Origin of the sequence: Kitasatospora sp. NPDC058190 (genome assembly GCF_042883685.1) — a bacterium.
Lineage (GTDB): Bacteria > Actinomycetota > Actinomycetes > Streptomycetales > Streptomycetaceae > Kitasatospora.
In genome coordinates this window covers 1-22,674 of the sequence record NZ_JBHVVI010000086.1, presented here as the reverse complement: position 1 = coordinate 22,674, position 22,674 = coordinate 1, and the positions used below count along the sequence as shown (strand labels likewise).

The 22,674-nt window shown below is 71.2% G+C and carries 27 protein-coding genes and 1 pseudogene; 13 read left to right on the top strand and 15 right to left on the bottom strand.

Annotated features, from left to right (window positions below):
* Positions 1-153: 153 nt before the first annotated feature.
* A complete protein-coding gene (locus ACFVWU_RS31600; RefSeq protein ID WP_387627315.1) occupies positions 154-804 on the bottom strand; it encodes a DUF4360 domain-containing protein in 651 nt (216 codons plus the stop codon).
* A 432-nt stretch (positions 805-1,236) separates the two neighbouring features.
* Between ACFVWU_RS31600 and ACFVWU_RS31595 the strand changes: the two genes are divergently transcribed.
* Together ACFVWU_RS31595 and ACFVWU_RS31590 are read left to right on the top strand one after the other, a co-directional pair.
* Positions 1,237-2,049, top strand: a complete 813-nt coding sequence (locus ACFVWU_RS31595) for a class I SAM-dependent methyltransferase (protein WP_387627313.1) — start codon at positions 1,237-1,239, stop codon at positions 2,047-2,049.
* 81 nt (positions 2,050-2,130) lie between these two features.
* Positions 2,131-2,343, top strand: coding sequence for a transposase (locus tag ACFVWU_RS31590; protein WP_387627283.1), 213 nt, complete (start codon positions 2,131-2,133; stop codon positions 2,341-2,343).
* Positions 2,344-2,392: 49 nt separating this feature from the next.
* Here the strand turns inward: ACFVWU_RS31590 and ACFVWU_RS31585 are convergent, their stop codons facing one another.
* Positions 2,393-3,007 (bottom strand): TetR/AcrR family transcriptional regulator, encoded by a 615-nt coding sequence (locus ACFVWU_RS31585; RefSeq protein ID WP_387627282.1) that lies wholly within the window; start codon positions 3,005-3,007, stop codon positions 2,393-2,395.
* Between the two features lie 145 nt (positions 3,008-3,152).
* Here ACFVWU_RS31585 and ACFVWU_RS31580 point away from each other — a divergent pair, with 145 nt between their 5' ends.
* On the top strand, positions 3,153-4,100 hold the full coding sequence (locus ACFVWU_RS31580; RefSeq protein WP_387627280.1) for an alpha/beta hydrolase family protein: 948 nt from the start codon (positions 3,153-3,155) through the stop codon (positions 4,098-4,100).
* 366 nt (positions 4,101-4,466) lie between these two features.
* On the opposite strand, the gene ACFVWU_RS31575 is transcribed toward ACFVWU_RS31580, so the two are convergent.
* From ACFVWU_RS31575 to ACFVWU_RS31565, 3 genes are all read right to left on the bottom strand, one after another.
* Positions 4,467-5,222, bottom strand: coding sequence for a beta-propeller fold lactonase family protein (locus tag ACFVWU_RS31575; RefSeq protein ID WP_387627278.1), 756 nt, complete (start codon positions 5,220-5,222; stop codon positions 4,467-4,469).
* 598 nt (positions 5,223-5,820) lie between these two features.
* Positions 5,821-6,150: a hypothetical protein gene (locus ACFVWU_RS31570; protein WP_387627276.1), complete on the bottom strand. Its 330-nt coding sequence runs from the start codon at positions 6,148-6,150 to the stop codon at positions 5,821-5,823.
* Positions 6,151-6,408: 258 nt separating this feature from the next.
* Positions 6,409-7,200 carry an alpha/beta fold hydrolase gene (locus tag ACFVWU_RS31565; protein WP_387627274.1) on the bottom strand — a complete coding sequence of 264 codons (792 nt, stop codon included), beginning with the start codon at positions 7,198-7,200 and terminating at the stop codon, positions 6,409-6,411.
* A 115-nt stretch (positions 7,201-7,315) separates the two neighbouring features.
* Here ACFVWU_RS31565 and ACFVWU_RS31560 point away from each other — a divergent pair, with 115 nt between their 5' ends.
* From ACFVWU_RS31560 to ACFVWU_RS31550, 3 genes are all read left to right on the top strand, one after another.
* Positions 7,316-7,759, top strand: coding sequence for a MarR family winged helix-turn-helix transcriptional regulator (locus ACFVWU_RS31560; RefSeq protein ID WP_387627272.1), 444 nt, complete (start codon positions 7,316-7,318; stop codon positions 7,757-7,759).
* A gap of 80 nt (positions 7,760-7,839) precedes the next feature.
* The gene (locus ACFVWU_RS31555) at positions 7,840-8,907 is read left to right on the top strand and encodes a zinc-binding dehydrogenase (RefSeq protein WP_387627271.1); all 1,068 of its coding nucleotides are present in this window, start codon (positions 7,840-7,842) and stop codon (positions 8,905-8,907) included.
* Between the two features lie 573 nt (positions 8,908-9,480).
* On the top strand, positions 9,481-10,029 hold the full coding sequence (locus ACFVWU_RS31550) for a YceI family protein (protein ID WP_387627270.1): 549 nt from the start codon (positions 9,481-9,483) through the stop codon (positions 10,027-10,029).
* Between the two features lie 106 nt (positions 10,030-10,135).
* On the opposite strand, the gene ACFVWU_RS31545 is transcribed toward ACFVWU_RS31550, so the two are convergent.
* On the bottom strand, positions 10,136-10,345 hold the full coding sequence (locus tag ACFVWU_RS31545; RefSeq protein WP_387627268.1) for a WHG domain-containing protein: 210 nt from the start codon (positions 10,343-10,345) through the stop codon (positions 10,136-10,138).
* Between ACFVWU_RS31545 and ACFVWU_RS31540 the strand changes: the two genes are divergently transcribed.
* Positions 10,344-10,490, top strand: a complete 147-nt coding sequence (locus ACFVWU_RS31540) for a hypothetical protein (RefSeq protein ID WP_387627267.1) — start codon at positions 10,344-10,346, stop codon at positions 10,488-10,490. The two genes, ACFVWU_RS31545 and ACFVWU_RS31540, sit on opposite strands and share 2 nt — an antisense overlap.
* A 75-nt stretch (positions 10,491-10,565) precedes the next feature.
* On the top strand, positions 10,566-10,727 hold the full coding sequence (locus ACFVWU_RS31535; RefSeq protein WP_387627265.1) for a hypothetical protein: 162 nt from the start codon (positions 10,566-10,568) through the stop codon (positions 10,725-10,727).
* A gap of 165 nt (positions 10,728-10,892) precedes the next feature.
* Here ACFVWU_RS31535 and ACFVWU_RS31530 read toward each other — a convergent pair whose 3' ends face one another.
* A complete protein-coding gene (locus tag ACFVWU_RS31530) occupies positions 10,893-12,296 on the bottom strand; it encodes an MFS transporter (RefSeq protein ID WP_387627264.1) in 1,404 nt (467 codons plus the stop codon).
* 64 nt (positions 12,297-12,360) lie between these two features.
* On the opposite strand from ACFVWU_RS31530, the gene ACFVWU_RS31525 reads away from it, so the two are divergent.
* Positions 12,361-13,155: an ArsR/SmtB family transcription factor gene (locus ACFVWU_RS31525; protein ID WP_387627263.1), complete on the top strand. Its 795-nt coding sequence runs from the start codon at positions 12,361-12,363 to the stop codon at positions 13,153-13,155.
* On the top strand, positions 13,142-13,639 hold the full coding sequence (locus tag ACFVWU_RS31520; RefSeq protein ID WP_387627262.1) for a hypothetical protein: 498 nt from the start codon (positions 13,142-13,144) through the stop codon (positions 13,637-13,639). The genes ACFVWU_RS31525 and ACFVWU_RS31520 overlap by 14 nt, the downstream gene beginning before the upstream one ends.
* Positions 13,640-13,696: 57 nt before the next feature.
* Here the strand turns inward: ACFVWU_RS31520 and ACFVWU_RS31515 are convergent, their stop codons facing one another.
* The 7 genes from ACFVWU_RS31515 to ACFVWU_RS31485 form a co-directional block, all read right to left on the bottom strand.
* Positions 13,697-15,127: a pyridoxal phosphate-dependent decarboxylase family protein gene (locus tag ACFVWU_RS31515; protein WP_387627260.1), complete on the bottom strand. Its 1,431-nt coding sequence runs from the start codon at positions 15,125-15,127 to the stop codon at positions 13,697-13,699.
* A 124-nt stretch (positions 15,128-15,251) separates the two neighbouring features.
* On the bottom strand, positions 15,252-16,583 hold the full coding sequence (locus ACFVWU_RS31510) for an RNA polymerase sigma factor (protein WP_387627259.1): 1,332 nt from the start codon (positions 16,581-16,583) through the stop codon (positions 15,252-15,254).
* Entirely contained in the window at positions 16,556-16,975 is a 420-nt protein-coding gene (locus tag ACFVWU_RS31505) for a YciI family protein (RefSeq protein WP_387627257.1), read from the bottom strand. The genes ACFVWU_RS31510 and ACFVWU_RS31505 overlap by 28 nt, the downstream gene beginning before the upstream one ends.
* 117 nt (positions 16,976-17,092) lie before the next feature.
* Positions 17,093-17,299 carry a hypothetical protein gene (locus ACFVWU_RS31500; RefSeq protein WP_387627255.1) on the bottom strand — a complete coding sequence of 69 codons (207 nt, stop codon included), beginning with the start codon at positions 17,297-17,299 and terminating at the stop codon, positions 17,093-17,095.
* A 144-nt stretch (positions 17,300-17,443) separates the two neighbouring features.
* On the bottom strand, positions 17,444-17,791 hold the full coding sequence (locus tag ACFVWU_RS31495) for a transposase (RefSeq protein ID WP_387627254.1): 348 nt from the start codon (positions 17,789-17,791) through the stop codon (positions 17,444-17,446).
* A gap of 11 nt (positions 17,792-17,802) precedes the next feature.
* Complete coding sequence (locus tag ACFVWU_RS31490) at positions 17,803-19,059, bottom strand: MFS transporter (RefSeq protein WP_387627252.1); 1,257 nt, start codon at positions 19,057-19,059, stop codon at positions 17,803-17,805.
* A gap of 41 nt (positions 19,060-19,100) precedes the next feature.
* Positions 19,101-19,694, bottom strand: coding sequence for an ArsR/SmtB family transcription factor (locus ACFVWU_RS31485; protein ID WP_387627251.1), 594 nt, complete (start codon positions 19,692-19,694; stop codon positions 19,101-19,103).
* Between the two features lie 362 nt (positions 19,695-20,056).
* On the opposite strand from ACFVWU_RS31485, the gene ACFVWU_RS31480 reads away from it, so the two are divergent.
* Positions 20,057-20,707, top strand: coding sequence for a hypothetical protein (locus ACFVWU_RS31480; protein ID WP_387627311.1), 651 nt, complete (start codon positions 20,057-20,059; stop codon positions 20,705-20,707).
* A gap of 65 nt (positions 20,708-20,772) precedes the next feature.
* Here ACFVWU_RS31480 and ACFVWU_RS31475 read toward each other — a convergent pair whose 3' ends face one another.
* Positions 20,773-21,393, bottom strand: a complete 621-nt coding sequence (locus ACFVWU_RS31475) for a phosphotransferase (protein ID WP_387627250.1) — start codon at positions 21,391-21,393, stop codon at positions 20,773-20,775.
* 218 nt (positions 21,394-21,611) lie between these two features.
* Between ACFVWU_RS31475 and ACFVWU_RS31470 the strand changes: the two are divergent.
* Both ACFVWU_RS31470 and ACFVWU_RS31465 read left to right on the top strand, forming a co-directional pair.
* Positions 21,612-21,798: pseudogene (locus tag ACFVWU_RS31470) on the top strand (hypothetical protein); the annotation flags it as partial.
* Between the two features lie 226 nt (positions 21,799-22,024).
* Positions 22,025-22,674 (top strand): sterol desaturase family protein (locus ACFVWU_RS31465; protein WP_387627249.1); only part of this gene is annotated, 650 nt, incomplete at its 3' end.

Below are 22,674 nucleotides of genomic sequence, written 5' to 3'. Positions count from 1 at the left end.
AAGGCGCGGCAGGCGTGTTGCGCGGCGGGGACGATCGGAGCGAAACGGCGGGGATCTGTGCAATCCGCCGATGGCGGCGGCCGCAGTGGGCCAGGGTCGGGAGGCGACAAGGAGTGACGATTCGTCGCAGCGTCAGGAGATCACAGAAGGAGATCACCGCCGACACTTCTTCCAGGCCAGGTTGTACACGGTTTTGATACTGCCGTCCGTCGAATCCATCTGCAGGAAGCTGGTGGCGCTCGGGCTCGAGGTGCCGCGATCGACCCGCAGTTCGGTGTTGATGTCGAGGTTGCGCTCCTCCCCGCAGGGGGCGAAGACCCGGGCGGCGATGTCCACGGTGTCGGTCGTCTGCCAGTTGCCGGTAAACCCGCCCTTGAAGTGATGGGTCGATCTGGTGGGGTGGGCGGTGCCTTGGAAGTGGTAGCTGGCCCGCTGGGTCCCGGACGCACCCGGTGCCAGTGACGCGAAGCCGCTGTAGCTGGCGGACACGACCGCGAAGGTGTAGCCACCGGGGACGTGCACGAGCAGCTTGAGCTGACAGTCCTTCCGGTTGTCGGTCGGCGCCGACCCGGGCCCCACCTGGGCCAGGTAGTTACTGTAGGTGACGGTGAAGGCGGTGTTGTCGGGGGACACGGCCACGGCGGCCGTCCCCGTGGGGCAGCCGGAACCGTTGACCGCCACGCTGTCGATGACGATCCGGTCCGGCGGCGGGGTCGGGTTGCCGCCGAAGGCCGACGAGCCGAGCAAGGATGTGGCGACACCAGTCGCGGCCAACACACGGAGCACCATGGGCTTCCCTTCCATCGTCCACGGATCCAGGGCAAGCGTCGCTTTCCGAGCTCGACCTCCGGATTTCACGTGGGCATCGCACCACACGTTGCGTGTCCACGCGCAGAAGGTGACGCTGCAGTCACTCAAACGGCCTTCAAAGTGGAGACCTCGTCCGACAGACCGTCGGAGAGAACGCGTCGATCGACCTGGCTGCCCGCTGCCCCGAGCGGGTCAGGCTGACGGAGGACTGAACTGTGACGCCGAAGGAGTACGAACGCCGGCACGTCCGCACGTGGTCACGCTGCGGCCGGCGGGTGGCGAAGTCGGCCGAGTGGTCCGACGGGTTGATCTGCCGCACCTGCTACGAGCGCGCCATGCGCGTTCGGGGCCACTGTCCGGGCTGCGGCACCGATCATCTAGGCTGGCGCGGTGACTGATGAGCAGGAGCGGGTGCAGCCGTCGGGAGTGTGGGCCACGGCGGTGGGGGTGGCCAGGGTGCGGGCGCTGGAGACCGAGCGGGAGAACGCGCTGTTCCGCGACCCACTGGCACAGGCCTTCGCCACCGCCGGCGGCCTGTGGCCCTCTTCGCCGCCGCCCGATGACGAGGCCGCGCGACGCCGTCGACTGGCCGTGTCGTTCTCCATCGTCATCAGGACGAAGTTCCTCGACGACCTGTTGCAGCAGGCCTCCGCGTCCGGGGTCCGGCAGGTCGTGCTGCTCGGCGTCGGCATGGACAGCCGGGCCTTCCGGATGGACTGGCCCGAGGGCACCCGGCTGTTCGAGGTCGACACCGCCGCCCCACTGGACTTCAAGGCCTCGGTGCTGCGCCAGGAGCGGGCCGTCGCGCGCTGCGAGCGGATCACCGTCGCGGTGGATCTGCGTGAGGACTGGCCGGCCGCGCTGGCCGCCGCAGGGCACGACCCGACCGTGCCAACCGCGTGGATCGCCGAAGGGCTACTGATCTATCTGCCCGAGGACGCGGTGGAGCTACTGCTGGCACGGCTCAGCGCGCAGTCGGCGGCAGGCAGTCGGATGGGGCTGACCTTGGGCTCGCGCGGCGTGATCGAGCGCTTCGGCGCGGACGCCGCGTCGGGATCGGCGGCGTCCATGTGGGTCTCGGAGATGCCCGACGACCCGGTGGGCTGGCTGGCCGGGCACGGCTGGGAGGCTGAGAGCCACACCCTGCGCGAGTGCGCTGCGGCCTACGGCCGCCCGATCAGCACCCCGCCGCAGCGCGAGGAGCGGCCCGGCGGACTGATCTCGGCGGTCCGCCGGTAGAGCGCCTCCCGGTTCGGTCTTCACCCCGAACAGTGGACACTTCTGAGAAGCGGATCTTGGGTCCGTGGAGAGGATGTCCTCATGGGTACTGCGAGGTACTCGGGGGAGTACGAGCGGGACGCGGTCGCGCTGCTGGAGTCCGGCGGGCGGCGCATCCCGTCGGTGGTGTGCGAACTGGGCGTCAACCTGGAATCGCTGCGCCGGTGGGTCGCGCTATCGCGGGCGGAGGCGGAGGCGGAGGCGGAGGCGGCGGCGTCGGGTGCGGGCGGTGAGGGCCCGTTGACCCCCGCCTAGTGCGACCCGGGAACACCTGACCGCGCCCGGCGAACGGTTGGCGCCGACGTCACGCCGACTGAGGACGCCGCAGTCCGTACAGGAGCAGTTCGATCAGGCGCCGGGGATCGTACTGCGGGTCACCGCCTCCGATGCACAGGTTGCCGATGCCGCGCATCAGTTCGTAGGGTTGGGTGCCCGCCCTGATCTCACCTGCCTCGACCGCGGCGTCGAGCAACCGCGCGCAGACCGGCAGCAGGCGGTCGAGGAAGTAGCCGTGCAGCGCGGCGAAGCCGCTGCTGTCCGACTGCATCGCGTCGGCCAGTCCGTGCTTGGTGACCAGGAAGTCGACGAAGAGGTCGATCCACTGGCGCAGTGCGGTGAACGGGGAGTCGGCGCCGGCCAGCAGCTTCGGGCCCGCCTGCGCGCACTCCTCGATCTGCTGGCGGTAGACGGCCGTGACGAGATCGGCCCGGGTCGGGAAGTGCCGGTAGATCGTTCCCGTGCCGACACCCGCCTTGGCCGCGATCTGGCGGATCGGCGCGTCGACGCCGGAAGCCACGAACACCTCGGCGGCGGCCGCGAGCAGCGCCTGCTGATTGCGCAGCGCGTCGGCCCGCTTGCCCCGGGCCGAGGCCTTCTCCGTGGGGCTCTCGCTGGACACGGCTCTCCCTCCGATGCTCATTGACAAAGCGGAACCATGTTCCGGATAGTAAGTGGGACGGTGTTCCGCTTCAGGTTAGCCGAAGCGGGCCGCAGCCGACCATTGCCTGCCGCCACTCGGCCCGGGCCGAGTGGCGGCCCTCGCCGCAGAAGGAGAACCGCCCACCATGAGCGCATCCACCCACGCCGCGCCTGTCCCCGTCCTGTCGTACAGCCCGGTGGTCCTGCCCGTGCCCGGACGTCCCGTGGAGCTCCAGATACGCGTCTCCGCGCCCGAGTACGGAACCGGCCTTCCCGTCATCCTGCTCTCCCACGGCCACGGCCCCTCGAACAATCTCTCCTCGCTGAACGGCTACGCGCCGCTCGCCAACTCCTGGGCGGCACACGGATTCGTCGTCCTCCAGCCCACCCACCTCACCTCCCGAACACTGAGCCACCTGGTCGCCGACGCCCCCGGTGCACCGGACTTCTGGCGCTCCCGCGCCGAGGACATGACCCACATCCTCGACCGGCTCGACGTGATCGAGCGCACCGTGCCGCAGCTCGCGGGACGGATCGACCACACCAAGATCGCCCTCGCCGGACACTCGCTCGGCGGCTTCACGGCCGGCCTCCTGCTGGGCGCCGGACTCAACGACCCCGACACCGGAAACGTGGTGCACCTGGTCGAGCCGCGGATCAAGGCGGGCGTACTGCTCGCCGCGCCCGGCAGGGGTGGCGACGCCCTCAACGGGCCCATGGCCGAGCAGTGGCCGATCATCGGAGCCGTCGACTTCTCCACCATGACCGCTCCCGCTCTGGTCGTCGCAGGCGACAAGGACGACTCCCGGCACTTCACCGACATGGGGCCGGACTGGCACACCGATCCCTACACCCTTGCCCCCGGCCCCAAGTCCCTGCTCACCCTGTTCGAGGCGGAGCACGGACTCGGCGGGATCGCCGGATACGACGCCGCCGAGACCACGGACGAGAACCCCGAACGGGTCGCCGCCGTCGGGCGGCTCACCGCCGCGTACCTCCGCAGCCGGCTCCACCCCGGCGACACGGCCTGGCAGACCGCATGTGAGGCGCTGGCAGCCGACCCCGATCCGGTCGGACGAGTCGAAGCCAAGTAGGCACCCGGGCGCACGACATCGGCGGGTCACGCCGAACGGCGGCCGATCGCCCTGGCGAGCATGACCGCCCCAGTAGAACGGAGATTGCGGGCGCGACGGGGCGGTGTTGGGGCATGGGTGTCTCTGGGCGGCCGCAGCCTCGGGGGCCGGGCCGGTGAGGCGCAGGCGGCCGGGTCCCGGGGAGCGAGAGGGGAACGGTCCGTGGGACCCGACCGGTGGGAGGCCGGCCGCGCCGGGGCGCGTCGACGGCCCCGACGCCATCGCTTCTCCGGACTGTGCCGACCCCTTTGGTTCCTGCTCGGACGTGCTTCCCGAGGGGCGGGACTGGCGCACTCGCACCTGTCCGGCGTCGGCCGCGAGCCGGCGCTACAGCTCGATCACGGTCACGGTGTCCGCGAAGAAGTTGGTGACGTAGAGTCGCGTGCCGTCGGGACTCACCGCCACCCCACGAGGGCCGTCGGCGACCGGGATCGTTTTGGTCACCGTGCGGTCGGTGGTGTCGATCACCGAGACCGAGTCGAAGGGGAAGTGCGCCACGTAGAGCCGGTCCCCTGCGGGGCTCAGGGCCACGCCGTAGGGCCCCTGGCCGACGGGGACCGTGGCGATCACCTTCTCCCCGGCGATGTCGACGATCGACACCGTGTCCGCGAAGTAGTTGGCCGAGTAGAGGAGGTTCTCGTCCGGTGTCACCGCCACACCGGTGGGGAAGGCGATGCCATGGATTTCGGCGAACCTCGGCTTGGCGAACTGGTCGGTGACCAGCACGGAGTCCTCCAGCGCCAGGGTCAGGTAGACGCGGTCCCCGTCGGGGCTCACCGCCACCCCGTAGGGCGCGTGGCCGAAGCCGCTGTGCGTCGGGATGCCGCCGACGATATCGATCCGCACCAACATCTCGGAGCCGGGAGCAGCCACATGCAGGACGCGCCCGTTCGGGTTGGCAGCCAGGCCGTACGGCCCCTCGACGGCCTGGATCGTTTCGACCACAACTGCGCGCCCTATGTCGATCACCGAAACGGTGCCGGACTTGAAGTCGGTCGTGAAGAGGCGGGTCCCGTCGGGGTTCACCGCTACGCTGTGTGGGCTCTTGCCGGTCGGGATCCGTTTGGCGTCGACGGCGGACACCCGCAGCCCTTTCTCCTGTGCTCGCGCGATCAGCCGGTCCAGCGGCGCGTCGGCGAGGTCTGAGGCAACCATGGGGTCTCCCTATGTCGCAGTGACAGAACGTGACGAGGTTGTGCGGCCCCCATACTTCAAGCGTGGGCCGTCGGCAACTCGTCCGCATCTCGGTCACGGGGCACAGACTTCTCAAGGCCTCTGTCGAAGCACGTCGATGGTCCCGATGCTTCAGCAGGCGGGCCAGGTGTTCAGTCGTGGGCCGTACTGCCCAGCTGATTCGAGCCTGCCTGGCTGAGTCGATGTCACTGGTCCCGGTGCATGGGCCAGGTTGGACGCCGAGATCGGCATCGACTTCCCCGAGGGCTACAAGGCGGTCCTCGACGTGTACGTCGACGTGTACGTGTACGTCGAGGACGGCCCGGCCGGCCGCTTCGGCCTGCCGGTCGGCACGGCGCCGGTCTTCGTGTCCGGGCGCGGTCCGCCCGCCCATGGACTCGTTTCGGCACTGATTTCGCTACCGGCCGGGACTGGTGCCACCTGCCGACCGGCCCCAGGCGGCCCGAGTACGGGGCCCGGGGCCGGTCGGCGCCCCCTCAGGACCCGGTCAGCCCTCTTCCCACGAGACGCTGTAGAGCGGGTACGCGGAGTTCTGGAGCTTGTCGCCGCTGTTGCACCAGGCGTCCGAGATGTTCCCCGCGGTGACCCAGTTACCGTAGTTGGTGTATGCGGTTCCCGCGTGGGAGCAGTACACGGCCGCCCGGAACACCTCGAAGTTCGGACACATCACCTGCCCCCCGGTGTTCGGCCCCATCACCGACCGGTGGCACGGCGGCTGCGCCGCCGCCGGCCCGGCCACCGCCAACTGGGCCGCCCCACCCCCGGCAAGCACCATCCCGGCCGCCGCCAGGCCGACGAGACCCCTCCGTATAGCCATCTGCCACTCCCCTGAGCATGAGCTGATGTGGACACTCGCACAAACAACAGTGCATCTTGGCTGACGCGTCGTCAATGTTTCCGAACATCCCTCAGGCGTTGTTTCCGGTACGGCACTTGCCTGCGCCGGACGGCCTGAGGGATGTTGCCGGTGGCATTCCTGCTCCACGGCGCCGTGAGCTGGATCAAGGACCTCGTAGGGACCACTCCTTGATCACAACCAAATGCGCTCCCCGGCGGAACGCCTCGACGCGTTGGCTCAGGCCTGGCCCTGCGCCTGGCGCTTGTCCACGTACTCGGTGATGATCGAGAAGAATCGCGCCGGGTCCTCGAACGGCAGGCCGTGGCCGCCGGGGACCTGGAGGTAGTCGGCCTGATGGATGGCGGCGGCCAGTTCGCGTTGGTGGTGGGGCGGGATGATCTGATCGTCGGCGCTCGCCAGCACGAGTGTCGGCGCGGTGACCCGGCCCACCGCGTCGCGCAGGTCGATTCGGGTGTCGAGTTCTATCTGCCCGAGGATGCGCTCATCGAGCATGGCCGTGAAACCCGCGGCCATCTCGGCGAACTGCGCGTCGTCGAGGGTGCCGAGGAGGCCGGGCCCCATCGCGGCGAGGATCAACTGGTGGGCCAGTAGGGCCGGGTCGGTGCGCAGCAGACGCGCCCACAGCTCGAACATGAACGCCTCGCGCGGGCTCGTCCTGACCCATCCGGCGTGCAGGACGAGCGAGGTCACGGCAGCGGGGTGGCGGGCGGCGACGGTCGTGGCGACGACGGAACCCACCGAGTGACCGACCAGGTGGAACCGTTCCAGTCCGGCGACCCGGGTGGTGGCGACGACCCGGTCCGCGAGTGAGTCCAGGTCGATCGGTGCGCGGTCGACGGGGGTGGTGCCGGCGCCGGGCAGGTTCGGGGCGACGACGGTGTACCGGTCGCGCATCGCATCGATGAGGCCTCCCCAGTTCGAGGTCGCGTCAGCGCCGGTGCCGTGGATCAGGACCAGGCCCGGGCCGGACCCGGCGACGACGTGGTCAAGCGGTTCACGGCTGGACAAGGGGTGCCTCCATCAGTGAGTGGTTGAGCGATGCGACCGAAGATAGCAGAGTTCTGTCATGTAGCAGAGCTCTGTCATGAGCCAGAGTGCGCGCTGGTGGCGTACGATCACCTTCATGGAGATGCCGGTCACGGAACGCCTCGGGCTGCACATCAAGCGGGTGGAGCAGGAGCTGATGGCGGCGAAGCACGCGGCGCTCCGGCCGCTCGGGCTCACGGTTCCGCAGTACGTCGCGCTGTACACGCTCGACGACCAGCCGGGGCTCTCCGCCGCCGCGCTCGCCCGCGCCTGCCTGGTCACCCCGCAGACCATCGCCACTGTGCTCGCCAACCTGGAGGCGAAGGGCCTGATCACCCGTCAGCCGCATCCGTGGCATCGCAAGGTGGTGGAGGTGCGACTCACCCCCGACGGACGCGGACTGCTCGCGGAGGCCGACGCCAAGGCCGTCGCCATCGAACGACGGATCGCCGACGGATTCAGCCCCGAGGAACGCGCCCTGCTGATCGACCTGCTGGCCCGCGTATCAGGTCAACTGACCATCGCGCCACAGCAGGACTGACACCGCCGCCGGCCCCGGCTGCTGACGGGCACGAGGGCGCGGGCTCGGCCGGCCGGCAAACCCAACGAGGGAGACAACCGATGAAGGCTGCGCTGTTAAAGGAGTTCGGATTCCCGCTGGCCGTCGAGGAGGTGCCGGATCCCGTCCTGGGCACGGGAGAGGTCATCGTCGACGTGGTGGCGGCGAGGATGCTGCCGTACGCGGGGGAGGTGTTCAGCGGTGAGCGGGGGTACCTGCTGGACCTTCCGGTGGTGCCCGGGAGCGGGGCGATCGGTCGGGTGCGGGCAGTTGGGCGGGACGCCACCCGACTCGCCGTCGGTGACTGGGTGTTCTGCGACCCCACGGTGCGGTCGCGGGATGACGCACTGGCTCCCGATGTCATCCTGCAGGGGCTGACCGCGCTCAGCGACGGCGGGTTGCGGTTGCAGCGACACTTCCGGAACGGTGCGCTCGCCGAGCAGATGATGATCCCGACCGAGAACGCGATCCCGCTCGGGGCGGTCGACCCGGCGGACGCCGCGAAGTGGTGCTCGCTCGGGGTGCTGTTGGTGCCGTACGGCGGACTGCTCGCCGCCAACCTGCAGGCGGGCGAGACGATTCTGGTCAGCGGGGCCACCGGGCACTTCGGCAGCGCGGCCGTCGCGGTGGCGCTGGCGATGGGGGCGGCCTGCGTGGTCGCGCCGGGGCGCAACGAGGCCGCGCTCAAGGAACTGACGCACCGGTTCGGGCCGAGGGTGCGAACGGTTCGGCTGGCCGGGGACGAGGAGACGGACCGCGAGCGGATGCGGCAGGCGGCGCCGGGGCCGATCGACTGCGTCCTCGACCTGCTCTCCCCGGCGGCCGGGACGGCCGCGGTGCGGGCGGCGGCCATGACCGTGCGCGACGGTGGCCGCATCGTCCTCATGGGCGGCGTCGGCGGCGATCTGCCGCTGAACTACTCGTGGGTCATGCGCCACAACATCACCGTCCGCGGCCAGTTCATGTACCCGCGCGAGGCGAACGGCCGCCTGATCCAGCTGATCCGGTCCGGACTGCTGGAGCTGGACGCCTTCGACATCACCGAGTTCGCCCTGGCCGACGCCAACGAGGCCGTCGCCCACGCCGCAGCCAACGGCGGTCCGTTCCGCCTGACGCTGGTCCGGCCGTAGGTAGTCGAGCCGTCGGCTCCGCAACGAACATCCCACCGGCTTCCTTTCCGGAGGTCGTGTACCTCCCGTCGGACCGGTACGGCGGCGGGCGACCGCCACGGGGGACGGCCGCCCGCCGGCCGTCGCCCGGTGGAAGTCCGATGAAGGCGTTTGAGTCTGGCCCCACCGAGTGCGGTGGGGCCAGACTCGGTTCGTGGCGATGGGGGAACCGGCTGGGGAACTGGTCGGGCCGGATGCGTGGGAGACCTGCCGGGAGCTGATCCCGGCGGGACATGTGTTCGCGTTTCTTGCCGAGCACCGGGAGGCGCTGTACCCGGGTTCGAGGGTCTCGGACATGCATCCGTCGCGGAACGGTTGCCGAAGCCCGCAGGCGGCCTTCCACCGCAGAGTGAGTGGGCCCGGGTCGCCGGGCGCGTCCGGGTCGGAGGACACCGCGCCGAGACAGGAGGCGCCGACCGCCCTGGTGGTGGACGGTGCCTTCGCCATCTGTCGCAGCTGTAAAAAAGTAAGTACCTGTGTTATCAATAGCTACGTACGAAAGCTCACCCCCTGCTCCACCGTAAGGCGATTGCCATGACGAGTCACACCACCAACCCCGCCCAGTCCTCCACTGCACTGTCCGACCTGAGCGCCGGTCCCTGGGTCCTGGACGCGGCCAAGTCCTCAGTGGAGATCAAGCACAAGTCGATGTGGGGGCTGGCCACGATCAGGGCCGCCTTCACCAAGCTCAGCGGCGAAGGCGAGATCGGCCCCGACGGGTCCGCGCGCGGCACGCTGACCATCGAGGCCGCGTCGATCCTCAGCAAGCAGGCCAAGCTCGACACCCACCTGCGGTCTGCGGACTTCTTCGACGTCGAGAGGTATCCGACGTTCACCTTCGCCGCCACCGGCGTCGTCGCCGACGGCGCCGGAACCGTCAGGGTCACTGGCCGCCTCACTGTGCTCGGCACGACCCGCCCGCTCACCTTCACTGCCCGCGCCACCGCCGTCGGCCCGGACGACGTGACCCTCAGCGGCGAGGTCGTCATCGACCGTAACGACTTCGGCATGGGCTGGAACAGCGCCGGAATGATCAAGGGCCTCACCACCGTCACCCTCACCACCCGCTTCACCCGCCGCTGACAGGCCGACCCGGGTGCCGCCCCGCAGGGGTGGGTCCGGAAATCCACAGAGCCCCGGAGTGCCCTGCTGTGCGTGCGGTTGGGGGTCCGGGCGGGGGGCGACTGGCTTACTGGCTCGGTTCCGCGGCGGGGTGGGGTCGGGTGGTGTCCAGCAGCGTCCGGACTGTCGTCCGGACGCGGTCGTCCGTTGCGGCGGGGTCGGTGGGGTCGAGCTTTCCGCCGAGGTGGAGGAAGGCGAGGCCGTGGACCAGCGCCCACACGGCGGTGGACATCGCCTCTCGGTCGGCTTCGGGGAAGGTGTCTCGGACGATCGCCATGCTCGCGCCCCTGGGCGTCGACCTGGTCGAACTCTCCGGCGGCATCACCCGACGCGAAACCGCCGAACAGGCCCTCGCGGACGGCGTCGCCGTCATCGGCATGGGCACCGCCCTCGCCGTCACCCCCGATCTGCCCCACCGCTGAGCCGGCCATGCCGAGGCCGACCACGCCCTGCGCCCGGTCACCTGGTCCGACAAGGCCCTCGCCTCCGCCGCGAGCATGGCTCTCGTCCGCCACCAACTGCGCCGCCTCGCCCACGGCCGCACTCCCGCCCCGCGCACCCGCCCCGTCGTGGCCCTGCTCAGCGAACAGCTCCAGCAGCGCAAGGCCTTGCGTCGCTACCGCTCGTGGCTGGTCGCCCGTCACCCCTCGGCGGGGTGACCGCACGCCCGGAGCGGCGGCGCGCCCGCTGTCCGCTTCGACTGTCGTTTCGCCGCCGCACCGTGACCCTCCGACGTGTCCTGGAGAAGGCTGCGCCGGAGCTCGGCGAACAGGGCGGGACAGTGCCTTCCGGAGCATCTGGCGCACCTGGTCAGCGGCTTGCCGTCAGGCGGGGGGACGGCCGGCCTGTGCGGTTGGCCGGCAGGAGTACGCCCACGCGGCCGCGGCGGCCGCGGAGGCGAGGGCGATCAGGCAGAGGACGGCGTGCAGTCCACGGGAGAAGGGGTGAACGGTGGTGACGAGTGTGCCGAAGGCGGCGACGCCGACCGCCGATCCGGACTGCCGGGCGGTGTTGAGCGCGGCCGCGGCGATGCCCACGCGGGCCTTGTCGACGGCGCCCAGGGCCGGTGCGGTGGCTGCCGGGGAGATGAATCCGCCGGCCAGTCCGATCACCATCATGGGCGCGAGCGCCAGCCAGTACGGGGAGGCGCGGGTGGCGCCGAGCAGCCCCAGCGCCCCGAACGCGTAGGCGCCGAAGGCCGCGCACATGGACCAGCGCGAACCGAACAGCCGCGCCACCCGAGCGGATCCGAAGCCGCCGACGGCGACGGTCGCGGTCAGCGGCAGCAGCGCCAGACCGGCCCGGACCGGCGAGTAACCGCGGACCTGCTGGAAGTAGAGGCCGCAGACGAACAGCAGGCCGTAGAAGACCAGCGCCGAGGTCGCGGAGACCACCGTGGAGGCCGCGAAGACGCGGCCACGGAACAGCGACAGCGGGAGCATCGGGTGCGGGCTGCGGACCTCGGCGACGAGGAAGGCCGCCGCGGCCGCGGCGGACACCGCCAGGGCCGTCCACACCAGCGGCACGCTCCAGTAGCGGCCCTGGATGAGGACGGTGATCGGCACACCGAGCGCGACGACCGCGCTCACCTGTCCGGCCAGGTCCAGACGCCGAGGCAGCGACCGGGCCGGCCGTTCCGCGACGCCGAGCGCCGGCCACACCCCGGCGAGTCCGATGGGCACGTTGACGAAGAAGACGCTGCGCCAGCCGAGCCAGGAGATCAGGCTGCCGCCGATCAGGGGTCCCGCGGCCATCGCGACGGCGCCGAGCGACATCCAGATCCCGATCGCCCTGGCCCGCAGCTCGGGTTCCGGGTGGGCCTGGTCGATCAGTTTGAGGGCGGCTGGGACGAGGACCGCCGCGCCGACGCCCTGGACCGCACGCCCGGCGGCCAGCACCGGCAGGCCGGCCGCCAGGCCGCAGCCGGCGGACGCCGCGGTGAACAGCAACAGACTCGCCAGGTAGGCCCGGCGGGCGCCCCAGCGGTCCGCGAGGGTGCCACCGGTCAACAGCAGGCCGGCGAACGCGAGCGTGTAGGAGTTCACCACCCATTGCAGCCCGTCGACGCCGATGCCGATGCTGTCGGAGATGCCGTTCAACGCGACGTTCACGATCGACGCGTCCAGCAGGACGATGACATAGCTGACACCGGTCGCGGCCAGCACGCGTCGCCGCAGCCGGGTACCCGACGTCGTGGGCAATGGAATGGCCAGGACTTTCTCGTTCATGCCCCGACGATGACAGCGATTCACTTCCACGCCGGTGGAAGCGGACCCGGGCGACAATGACCGCATGACCTCACCCACGCGCACCGGCGAACCGGACATCGCCCGTGTGGCGAGCCTGTTCGCCAACGGCACCCGCGCCCGCATCCTGATGGCGCTCGCCGGAGGTCGCAGCCTGCCGGCGAGCGCGCTGGCCGAGCACGCGGGCGTCACCCCCCAGGCCGCCAGCACCCAGCTGAACCGGCTCAGCCGGGCCGGGCTGATCGCCGTCCGGCCGTCGGGACGCAACCGCTACTACGAACTCGCCGACCGGCGGATCGCCGAGCTGATGGAGAGCCTGGCCGCGCTCGCCCCGGCCCAGCCGGTGGCGCGAACGCTGCGCGCCAGCAACCGCAACGAGGCGCTGCGCCGAGCGCGCGTCTGCTACGACCACGCCGCCGGACGGCTCGGGGTCGCCATCACCGAGGCCCTGCTGAACAGCGGTGCGCTGGTCCCCGCGGGCGGGACGCAGCAGACGGAGAACGCGGAGCACCCCTACCGGCTCGGTCCGGCCGCGATACCGGTGCTGACCGGCCTCGGAGTACCGGAGAGCCACCTCACGGACGACCAGCGGCGTCCGCTGCTGCGCTTCTGCCTGGACTGGACCGAGCAACGGCATCACCTGGCGGGGCGTCTCGGTGCGGACCTGTTCAACGCCTTCACCACCGCCGGATGGATCACCCAGGCACCCCACACCCGCGCGCTGCACCTGACCCCGGCCGGTGAGGACGCGCTGGCCCGCCGGCTGGGTATGGGCGGCGCGGCCGATCCCGGCGGGATCAGAGCGGCTGGTGACCGTGGCTCGTTGAGTGGGTGTGGCTGACGAAACGGACAACGGCCGGGCTCAGGCTCCGATGGTGTGGGCGCTGGTGGTGCGCGAGGCGGAGCAGGGGCCGCCGTTCGCGGAACTGATCGTGGAGGTTGGTGCGGACCTCTATACGGACTTGGTGGAAGCAGCGCTCGACAGCGGCTTCACGCTCGCGGCGGGTGCGCCTCCGGACACGAGCGGAGTCGTCGAGGTCGGCGACGGCCGGGTGAAGCGCCTGGTGCTGGTCGGCGGGCGCCAGATGTGGGAGCCGGACACTCGCGTCGAGACGTCGCCCGGCTGGCTGGCAGCGGCCCAGGGCAGGAGTGCCGCCGTGGTGATCCTCGTACCGCCGGACACCTGGCCGCCCGGCCTGATCGAGTTGGCGCCCGAGGTGCTTCTGGACGTGTTCACCCGGCGGTTCGAACAGGAACAGAGGGCGGGACGCGTCCTGCACGGAACCGTATCGGTGCGGGTGGGAATCCCGCCGGACAGCGAGTAGGTGCACCGAAGCGCGCTACCCGTCACCGGATCGGACACTACCCGCGAGCTCAGCCGTTCACGGCCGAGAAGCTGACGTGGAGTCCGTTGCCGGTCGGTTCGACGCCAACTTCCGGACCGCGTCCGCGAGCGCGGCCGCGGTGCGGCGGACGTCCCGGTCCGTGGTGCGCCAGTTGCTGAACGCCGCGCGCAGGGCGGGCCGGCCGGCGTAGCGGGTGGGGGTGAGGAAGGCCTCGTCGGAGAGTTCGGCGGCGAGGGCGGCGAGGCGTTCGGGGGTGGGGTCGGCGGCAAGGGTGAAGCAGACGACGTTGAGGCGGACCGGGGCGAGCAGCCGCAGGCCGTCGGTCGTGTCGACGGCCTCGCCGAGTGCGCGGGCGCCGGTGACGCAGCGCTCCACGATCTCCCGGTGGCCGGCCCGGCCGTAGGCGCGCAGGGTGAACCAGGCGGCCAGGGCGCGCAGTCGGTGCGAGTTCTCCGGGGTGAGGTGGACCAGGTCGGGGTGCTCACCGATCGGACCGAGGTAGGCGGCGGCGTTCTGGAAGACCTTCGCCTGCAGGTCGCGGCGGCGGGTGAACTGCACGGCACTGTCGTAGGGCACGTTGAGCCACTTGTGCAGGTCCACGCAGAGCGAGTCGGCCAGGTCCAGCCCGGCCGTCAGCTCGGCGTGTTCCGGCGAGAGGGCGGCGAAGGCGCCGAAGGCGGCGTCCACGTGCAGCCAGAAGTCGTACCGCTCGCGCAGGCCGGCGATCGCGCGCAGGTCGTCGAAGTCGACGGTGTTCACCGTGCCCGCGTTGGCCACCACGATGCACGGGCCGCCGGCCTCGGCGAGCGCACCCTCCAGTGCGGCCACGTCCACGGCCTCGCGGCCGGGCAGGGTGGGCACGGTGGTCAGCGCCCGGCGGCCCAGGCCGAGAACGCTCAGCGCCTTGGACACGCTGGAGTGCGCGCTGCCCGACAGCACCCGCACCCGGCCGAGCGCGGCGACCCCGTCCTCGGCCACGTCCACGCCGAGCCGCTCGCCCAGCCACTCCCGGGCGACCGCCAGGCCGACGGTGTTGGACATGGTCGCGCCGCTGACGAAGGTGCCGCTGTGCGCGGGGGAGAGGCCGAAGAGCTCGCGCAGCCAGCCGACCGTCTCCCGTTCCAGGTGCTGACCGGCCGGGTCCAGCGAGGAGTTGGAGTTCTGGTCGGCGGCGGAGGTCAGCCAGTCGCCCGCCAGCGCGGCCGGGGTCGCACCGCCGGTGACGAAGCCGAAGTAGCGCGGCCCGGCACTGGCCGACAGCCGCGGCTGCCAGCGCTCGCCGAACTCCGCCAGCGCCGCCCGCAGACCCTCGGCGTCCTCGTGCAGCGGCTGCGCCGGCGTCGGCCGGTCCGCCTGCTGCGGGATCACCGGACCGTCGAGGCCGGCGAGGAAGGCGACGGCCCGCTGCCGGGTCTCCTCCAGGAGGGCGGGCAACTGGTCGAGATCGGCGGCGAGTGCGGGGTGCATGGGGCTTCTCCGTTGATCGATTGTCAGCCCGAGGGTAGTGGGTGGGAGATGGGGTGTCGCGGGCCAATTCGACGAGGGTGGCCTGGGAGTTCGGGTGTTCGGGTGTTCGTGGGGGAATGGGTCACTACCCCAAGGCGGCCGCCTTTCGCAGCAGCACCGACCGCTCGCGGGCGTTGCGGCACAGCCGGGCGGCGAGCTCCAGCTCGGCCCGGGCCTCGGCGGTGCGGCCGAGGCGGGCCAGCAGTTCGCCGCGCACGCCCGGGAGCAGGTGCGAGCCCGACAGGCGGCCAGAGGCGAGCAGGTCGTCGACCATGGCCAGCGCCTCCTGCGGTCCGCTCGCCATCGCGACGGCCACGGCCCGGTTGAGCTCGACCACGGGGGACGGGGCCACCCGGCCGAGCGCCTCGTAGAGGAGCACGATCCGCTCCCAGTCGGTCTCCCGCACCGAGGGCGCCGTCGCGTGGCAGCCGGCGATCGCGGCCTGCAGACCGTACGGACCGAGGCCCCGCCCGACGGCCGAGGCCCGGCCGAGTGCGGCCAGGCCGCGACGGATCGCCGACCGGTCCCACAGCCGCCGGTCCTGGTCCTCCAGGAGCACCGCCTCGCCGTCCGGCCCGGTCCGCGCCGGGAAGCGCGCGGCGGTGAGCTCGAACAGCGCGAGCTGCCCGTGCACCTCCGGCTCGGTGGACAGCAGGGCGGCCAGCATCCGGGCCAACCGGACGGCCTCGTAGGCGAGATCGGGGCGCAGCAGGTGGTCGCCGCTGGTCGCCGTCGAGCCCTCCGTGAAGATCACGTACAGGACGCTCAGGACGGCGCCGAGCCGCTCGCGCCGTTCCTCGGGCTGCGGCAGCTCGAACGGCACGTGGGCGGCGGCGATGGTCTTCTTCGCGCGGGTGATCCGGGCCTGGACAGTCGGAGTCGGCACCAGGAACGCCCGGGCGATCTCCTCGCTGGACAGGCCGCCCACCACGCGCAGAGTGAGCGCCACCCGGGCCTCGGGCGACAGCACCGGGTGGCAGGCGGTGAACATGAGCGCGAGGACGTCGTCGTCGACCCGGTCGGGATCCCACGGCAGGTCGTCCGGCCGCTCGGGCGCGGCCGCCGCGCCCGAGCTGAACTCGCCGTCCGCCAGCTGTCCGGCGAGCGCGGCGTACCGCTCGTCCAGTGCCGACCTGCGGCGGAAGGCGTCGATGGCCCGCCGCCGGGCGGTCGCCAGCAGCCAGCCCACCGGACTGGCCGGCGCGCCGTCGCGCGACCAGGTGACGAGCGCCTCCGCCAACGCCTCCTGCGCGACGTCCTCGGCGAGCCCGAAGTCCCCCGTGTAGCGGGCCAGCGCACCGACGATCCGCGCCGACTCGATCCGCCAGACGGCCTCGACGGCCCGCCGCGCCGACTCGGCGATCGGCGGGCCGTCGGGAGCCTGGAATGTCACAGCTGGCCGGTCCGCTCGCGCCACGCCCGCTCCTTGACGATCCACTCGTTGTCCTGCGGGAACTCGTCGATGCCCGGCACGCGCCGGATCTCGCACTTCGAGCCGGGGATCGCCGGGAGCCGCTTGGCCCACTCGACGGCCTCCTCCTTCGAAGCGACGTCGAGCACGTAGAAGCCGCCGAACAGCTCCTTCGTCTCACCGTACGGCCCGTCGGTGACCACCTGGGTCTCACCGCTGTAGTCGACCACCACGCCCTGGGACGGGTCGTCCAGGCCCTCGGCGGCGACGAGCACGCCGGCCCGGATCAGCTCGTCGTTGAAGCGGCCGATGGTTTCGAGCATCTCCTCGAAGGGCGTCTCCATCATCTTCGCGAGGGACTCGTCCGTGCCTCGCAGGATCAGCATGTACTTCGCCATCTTCGGTCTCCTTGATCGGGGGTCGTCTCTCGACCCTCTCAGTCCCAGGTCGAACGGCGCGGTCGCGGATCGACACGGCCGACGGATTCGGGGTGAAATTTTTTTCGCCGGACGCCACTACGGGCGGGTACGGGGGACGGCCGGGGGTGTTGTGGCCGTGACCAGGGCGGTGACGGCGGCGCGCACGGTCTCGTCGTCGACGAAGCCGCGCCAGCCGGCGGAGGTGCTGAGGCGGTCGTCGCGGGTGAGAGCCTCGGCCAGGACGCCGGCGGCGGGGTGGGCGGCCGGGTCGATCCGGGTGAGGTGGTGGACGGCGGGCAGCACGACCGGGAGGTACGAACCGTTCCTTGGGAGATCAGTGAATCTCAGGGATTTGCCCATTGCGGGGCAAAGGTCCTCGTCTGATCCGGCTTGGAGGGCCGGTGCGAGGTAGACGCTTCACGGCCACCGGCGGGACCAGGTCCCGTCTTACGGTCGGCTCCACGTCCGTTTAGCGTGCATCCCGGCGACGTTGAGGTCCTCGACCACGATCGTGCCGTACTCGCGGGCAAGCCCGGTGGTGAGTTTGTGGATGCCGTCGCGGCGCAGGTCGGCGATGCGGTGGTGGACCTTGTTGCGCCGGTCATTGGCGCGCAGCCATCGCTTCGAGGGCTGCGCGCCGGTGCGGCGGTCGGGACCCATGCGCCGGGAGACGGTGCGCGACAGACGGCGGAGTTTCCTTCGGGCGTGGCGGTGAAATGCCCGGATTGTTGAGGAACACTGCTGAAATTGACAACAGTTGGCCGCCCAGTCGATCGCGTCGAGTTCCTCCCACATGGGCCCGCACTCTATCGCCGGGGCAGTTCGGCCCGCCGAACCGCCTTCGAGGCGAAGGCGAGGGCCGCTCCCAGGCAGGAGAGGCCGCCGCAGCCGATGAACACCGGGGCCGCGCCCCAGGCGCCGATCGCGGCGCCCACCAGCGGGTAGCTGAGCGGTGCGAGGCCGACCATGGTGAGCATCACGACGGAGGTGACCCGGCCGAGGTAGGCGGGGTCGGCGGACGTCTGGATGAGGGTGCTGTTCAGGCTGCCGAAGACGCCCGCGCCCAGCCCGACCAGCGCCGCCAGCAGGGCGGCCGCCCACAGGCTCGGGACCAGCGCCATGGCGGCCGCGCCCGCACTGCCGGCCAGTAGCGTCGCGACCATGGTCAGGCCCGCCCGGGGCAGCCAGCCGGCGATGGCGAGCAGGGCGGCGCTGGCGGCCGCTCCGGCGCCGAAGCAGGCGACGATCCAGCCGTAGCCGGACGGGCCCCAGCCGCGTTCGGCGTTGAGGAGCACCATGCCGACGTTGAGGGTACCGGTGAGGCCGAGCTCGCAGACCGCGCCGGCGGCGACCAGCGGGCCGATCAGCCGGTGGCGGCGGATGTAGCGCAGCCCGTCCAGCAGTTCGGCGCGGGCGGTGCTGCGGCCCGGCCGGGGCTGTTCGGACGGCGTTTCGAGCGGGTGGATCCGTACCGTCAGCAGCAGGGGCAGGGACAGGGCGAAGAGCAGGCCCGCGACGGTGAAGGCGACGGCCGGGCCGCCGAGACCCATCGCCAGGCCGCCGATCGGCGGGCCGGCGATCTGGCTCAGACGCATCGCCAGGGAGCGCAGGCCGGTGACCCGGGCGAGCTGGTCGGAGCTGGTGATCCGGGGTGGCAGGGCGCCGACGGCGGGCACGAACAGGGCGTCCACAGCGCCGAACACCAGGGCCACCACGACCAGTAACCAGAGCGCGGGCGTGGTCAGGGCGATGGCGGCGGCGACGGAGAGGATCAGGAGGCAGCGCAGGGTGTCGCTGCCGAGGATCACCCGGCGCGGGTCGTGGCGGTCGGCGACGACTCCTCCGCCGAGCATCAGCACCGCCCGTGGCAGCGCCCCGGCGGCCATCACCAGACCGAGCTCGGTGGGGCCAGCGGCCTTCTGGGCGGACCAGCCGAGGGCGAGGAAGTACACGCCGTCGCCGATCAGCGAGGCGGTGTAGGCGATGATCCAGCGCAGCACGTTGGCGTCGCGGTGGGCGGGGGCGTCGGGGCGTATCGGCGGTGCTGTCTCCACGGTGGCCATGGCGGGCTCCAGCGGGTCGGTGACGGAAGCGGACGGGTGCGTCAGGGGCGGAACGGAAAGCCGTACAGGTGGACGGACACGTGCTCGCGGCCCTCGGTGTCCCCGGCGGCTTTGGCGGCCTTGCCGCGCTGCCGCCAGCGCCGGGCCAGTGCTTGGAGCTCGTCGTTCATCTCGGCGAGTTCGACCGGGGTGAGGTCGAGCAGCCACTCGGCGCTGAAGGCCGCGTCGGTCCACTCCTTGCCCCAGGCGGCGCCCTGGTCCAGGTACGTGCGGTACTGCGCGGCGCGGCTGTCGATCAGGCCGCGGGTGACCGCGCCGACGGCGGCCGCGCCCTCGGGCGTACCGGCGAGGTCCGACTCGCGGTAACCCCAGCCCTCCTCGGACGTCACCTGCCACCACCGCTCCCGCCCGTCGGCGCTCTGCGCGCCCGCCTCGGTCACGAAGCCGTGCTCGGCGAGCTTGCGCAGGTGGTAGCTGACCAGGGACGGCGCCTGGTCGACCTGCTCGGCGAGCTGGGAGGCGGTGGCGGTGCCCGCGGCGTAGAGCAGGCGATAGAGCTGCATGCGCAGCGGGTTGGTGAACGCCTTCAGGCGGGAGAGGTCGGTGATCCGCTCGGGCTTGGGGTGCTGGGGCATGGCTTCACGGTAGATCCGAAGGGAAAATTGCGCAATAAAGTTTTCGGATCTGCTGCTGGGTGCAGCATGGGACTTGTGACCGGACATGGTTGACGGCCCCGGGACTCGCTACTGACCCACTCGCCGAGGGCTTGGTGCTCGACCTGGTCTATGCCCTTGGGCTCAGGTTCGGTGCTGGCGAGAACCTGCTCACGTGTCAGTGATATCCCTCCAGGGGCCGGTGAGTGCCGGGCCTTCGGCACCGGGACCGGCGGATCCACAACAAGGACCGCGTCGGATAGATCCCCTCGCGTGACATCCCCGGGAGTCGCGGGCACGCCGGCGTGCTCGGAGGGGAGCAAGGGTCAAGACCCGTGGATGAGATGACGTGCAAGCAGGCTGCGGCGCCCAACGAGGTCGATCCTATGCTGAGGGTCGTGCGGGTACTGGGTAGGAGCAGCGAGGACGAGATGGTCGCCTGCTTCTTGAACGGCGAGCTGTCCAGCCGGAGGTTCGGCCAGAACCTCCGGTCCCACCTGGCGGCAGCCGGGCAGGCCGAGCAGTTGCTGACGCGTCCGGACCTCTTCGACGCCGGAGCGAACTTCGCCCGTCGCGCTCTGCTCGCTGCGGTGCGCGGGTACGGCGAGAACCGCGACCTGTTCGAGAACTTCCCCGCTCACGTCACGTGGACCAGGGCGCTCCTGTCCACCGACGAGGCAGTCGGCGTGCGCTACCTCGACTATTCCTACTGGGTCGAACTGTCGGGTGGTAGCCGCCGGCCGACCGATGCGGCCGCACGCATCAGGGCAGGGCTACGCGCATTCGACGTGCCCAACGAACCGTTCGTCGACGCGGCCCAAGCGCTCATCGACGGTGAGCGATTCCCTCCGCTCATCCTCGTCGGCGAGACGCAGGACAACCTGGTCTGCCTCGAGGGCCACCTGCGCCTGACCGCCTACGCCCTCGTCGGCTTCCCGAGCGACATCGAGTGCCTGATCGGCACCGCGCCGACCATGGGACGCTGGGCGCGGTAGTCCCGTCGCGGGGCCGGGTTCACCGTTTGAGCGGTGAACCGGGCTCCAGGGCTGTGGAGTTGCCACTAATCGATCAGGTTCCGGTTTGCCCGGCTCCATGCGAGGCGGGCCCGGAGTTCGTCCAGGTGCCCTTGGGCGACCCAGGTGGCCTGGGGCTCGTGGCCCTGTTCGGCCAGGCGCCGGACGGCATCGATGCCGTGCTCCTGAACAGTGAGTACGGCATCGACCAGGCCCGCCGTGTCAGTGAGGCCGTAGGCGGCGGCGAACACCTCAAGGCGGTGACGCCGGTCGGGCGGCTGCGGGTAGCGCAGCCACCGCATGCACTCGTCGTCGTCGCGGAACGGCGCCGCGTATTCGAGTGCGTACGCCACGTCGTGCAACCGTGGCGCCGGACGCGCGTGATCCCAGTCGATGATTCCGATCGGTCGGGCGCCGCGCCACACGGTATTCCAGGGACCGAAGTCGCCGTGACAGATCACTTCGTCGCCGACGGGTCCGGCAGTGGTGGTGGACCAGCACGTTGTGTGCGGGGGTCGATATCCGGCCACGGCGTCGTGGTAGTCGCGCAGGAGGCGGGCGAAGGTGACCAGGCCCTGGTCGTCGACGACCTTGGCCCAACCGTCCGGACCGGATTCGCCGCTGATCCAGGTCAGAACCTCGCGGCCCTGCTCATCGAAGCCGAGCACGCGGGGAGCGTGTTCATAGCCGACGGCCTCCAGATGGTGGAGCAGGCCGTGAACTGCCGGGGTCCACGGTCCGGCCGGCCGGTGCACCGTGTTGCCGATGCGCTCGACCCGACCGAGATCTCCTGTAGTCACCTGGCAACCGTGACGAGGAATCCGCCGTGGCGCAACTGGTTATCGTGCCGTTCCACTGACTGCAGCCGCCTCGGCCAGATCACCAGTCGATCGTCGCGTTCCGGCTGACGCTGGTGTCGGACAGGTCGGTGGACATCGCGATGCTGCTGCGGGACGTGATGACGCCGCTGCCGATGCGCGAGGGTTGGGGCGAGGGCATGGAGTGGCCCTGCCCCGGCGCACCTGCTGCCCTGGTCGCGGAGTTCGCCGGCCACAAGGTCGCCGCGCTCGGTCTCGCAACCTGGACAAACCCTCCGCCTCCTGGCCGGCAAGCGTGTCCGGTCACAATGTGCACCGGGGGACTGCTGACGAGAGGGGCGGTGATGGAAGCGGTACTGGAGTGGGGCGCTCGGCTCGAGCCGGCTCAGGTGGCGGGTGGGGCGCTGCTGGTCAACCTCCTCCTGTTCCTCGTCGCCGTGGGTGCCGGCGGGTGGTTGGTGCGCCGGTTCGGGGAACGTCGGTGGCACCGGCGCCGGGGCCCGTCACGCCCGCCGAACGGGCGCTGATCGCGGTCACCGTGCTCCTCAACTCGGCTGTCAGTACGGCCGGATGGCTGCTCTGGCGGGCCGGGTGGATCCGGCTGAGCCCGGTGACCGGGCCGCGAGCGGTCGTCGAACTGGTGCTCCTCACCCTCGTCATGGACGCGCTGATGTACGCGGGGCACTGGATCGCCCACCGGCGCCGCGTCTACCCGATGGTGCACGAGGTGCACCATCGCCATCCGGACCCCAGGCCTGCCACGCTCTTCGTGATGCACCCGCTGGAGGTGCTGGGCTTCAGCGGGGCCTGGCTGGCGGTGCTCTGCGTGCGGGGCGTCTACCACGCCGTCAGCGACGAACAGCGCGCCGCGGTGGTCGCGGCGCACCCCCGCCCCGACTTCAAGAACCGGATCCTCGCCGCGTTCACCGAGGGCGTCAGGAGCCGCCCGGACACCACGTTCGGCAACGTCAAGGCCGATGTCCTGGCACACTTCGGGCCAGGCTTCGAGCGGGGGACTTCGTCGAGGTGGTCAAGGGGTCCGACCGGGTGGAGTGACGCTCGACGCTCCGTGGTCGGGCGATACGAGGGCGTGCCCGGCGAGCGTCCGGTGCCGCCTCCCCCTGCCGAGGG